3 protein-coding genes are annotated in these 2,099 nt (G+C 49.7%); 2 read left to right on the top strand and 1 reads right to left on the bottom strand.

The window, feature by feature from the left end; all coding sequences use genetic code 11:
* Positions 1–202, top strand: a 202-nt coding sequence (locus tag WBA89_RS15710) for a hypothetical protein (protein ID WP_424407975.1), incomplete at its 5' end; no start/stop codon positions are given.
* Here the strand turns inward: WBA89_RS15710 and thyD are convergent.
* Entirely contained in the window at positions 188–1,114 is a 927-nt protein-coding gene (gene thyD, locus WBA89_RS15705; RefSeq protein WP_424407977.1) for a thylakoid membrane protein ThyD, read from the bottom strand. The genes WBA89_RS15710 and thyD overlap by 15 nt on opposite strands.
* Before the next feature lie 149 nt (positions 1,115–1,263).
* Between thyD and WBA89_RS15700 the strand changes: the two genes are divergently transcribed.
* Positions 1,264–2,099 (top strand): DUF3352 domain-containing protein (locus tag WBA89_RS15700; protein ID WP_424407973.1); only part of this gene is annotated, 836 nt, incomplete at its 3' end.

Below are 2,099 nucleotides of genomic sequence, written 5' to 3'. Positions count from 1 at the left end.
GGATATGCGTTACCAGGCAGAGCCTGGGAACGAGGGGACCGAGGGAAGGAGCGAGGCGGAGCCTCTGGATATGCGTTACCAGGCAGAGCCTGGGAACGAGGGGAACGAGGGAAGGAGCGAGGCGGAGCCTCTGGATATGCGTTACCAGGCAGAGCCTGGGAACGAGGGATATCTAAAAAACCAGGATTTAATTACCAGCTAAAATCTCTTCGAGTGCTAATTTTAGCGTTGGATATTGATATTGAAAACCACTAGCTAAAGTCTGTTTTGGCAGCACTTTCTGCCCTTCCAAAACAACTTTGGCACCGTCTCCCAACAGCAATTCTAAAGCAAAAGCTGGCACGGGCAACCAAGAAGGCCGATTTAAAACTTCCCCTAAAGTTTGGCACAATTCATTCATCCGCACCGGATTCGGTGCTGTGGCATTCAAAACACCTTCAACTTGTGAATTTTGCAGGGCGTACAAAATTAAATCAACCACATCCTCGCGGTGAACCCAAGAAAACCACTGTTTTCCTGTGCCAATTGGGCCGCCAGCAAATAGTTTAAAAGGTGGCAGCATTTTAGCCAGCGCGCCTCCCATTCCCAAAACTATCCCCAGCCGCAAAATTGCTAGCCTTGTACCGGCATTTTTGGCAGGTTGCGCCGCTGTTTCCCACTCTTTGCAGACTGTTGCTAAAAAATCGTTTCCCGCAGGGCTGTTTTCGTCAAACTCGGCGGTTTCGCTGGTGCCGTAATAGCCGATCGCCGATGCACTAACAAACACCGATGGTTTAGGATTAGCATTGACGATCGCCTCTACCAATTTTTCCGTCGTCAGTTTGCGACTGTCCAAAATCGCCCGCTGGCGCGCTTCCGTCCACTTTTCCTCCGCAATCGGCACCCCAGCTAAATTGACAACAGCGTCGCAGCCCGCGATCGAGTTTTGCCAATCACCAGACTCCGCCGGAGTGTAGGCGACAACTTCCAAATTCGGATAAGCTGAAGCCGGAAAAACTCGCCGGGCCTTCGCCGCATCCCTGCTCAAAACCACCGCTTGATGTCCGGCGGCTTGCAGTTTCTCCACCAGCCGGCTACCTACAAATCCCGTTGCTCCCGCGATCGCTACTTTCATCTTTCTTCCCGCACTTGATATCAACAGCAGTTTACACGATCGTCCAAACTTGTTTTGAATTATACAAAAATCAAGAGCAACCTCGATCGCCTCCACACAAGCCAAGTGGATTTTCATTAAACTGATAAAGGACGCAAGGATCAAAAACAATGCCTGCAAAAAAACCAAAGCTTCTAATTGCTGCCGCCGCCGTCGCAGCAGGTAGCGCCGCGGTCTACTTTTACTTCCAAGGTTTGAGCCAACAAATATCCAACCCTCAAGAAAGCGCCAAAGTTGTACCCGACGAAGCAACGATGGCCGCCTTCATCTCCCCCAATCCCCAAGCGCTGGCTCAGTTGCAGCAATTTGGCACGCCAGGGGCTCAAAAATTGCTCGGTCAGGGTTTGAAGGCCTTTCAAGAACAAAGCTTGGCAGGCACTCAAATCGACTTTGACAGGGACTTAAAGCCGTGGTTGGGGGGGGTGATGGTGGCTTTGCTGCCGCCTGATGCTGCGCCGAAAACTGACCCTCCTCAACTGCTGGTTGTAGTCAGCGTCAAAAATAAAATTAGCGCTTGGAATTTTGCGAATAAATTAAAATCTCAGCAAGGTGCAAAAACTCAAGAAACTGAGTATAAAGGAGTTAAAATTTCGGAAATTGCTGAGCCAACCGGCAAGCGCTACAGTGTGGCTTTGCTGAACGACCAATTAGTCATGGCTCCTTTGAGAAAGCCTGTGGAATTGGCGATCGACACTTTTAAAGGAGAACCCTCCCTCGCCACCCAGCAGAGTACAACTAAGTTTTTTTCTGAGAGTGCTGGGGTAAAGAATCCGATCGCAACTATTTACATTGCTAACTATCCTGCCACCGTGCAGCAATTAAAAGCTAATTTGCCCGATGATTTACAGCCGTTTTTGACAGTGATGCAGCAGTTCAAACAAGTCAAGTCAATGGTTGCGGGAATTGGAGCGGACAGTTCGGGATTGAGGGTAAAATCCATCGCTCA

It is taken from the genome of Microcoleus sp. (genome assembly GCF_049646505.1).
Taxonomy (GTDB): domain Bacteria; phylum Cyanobacteriota; class Cyanobacteriia; order Cyanobacteriales; family Microcoleaceae; genus Microcoleus.
Note: the sequence above shows the minus strand (reverse complement) of the source record. Positions and strands in the feature narration are given on the sequence as shown.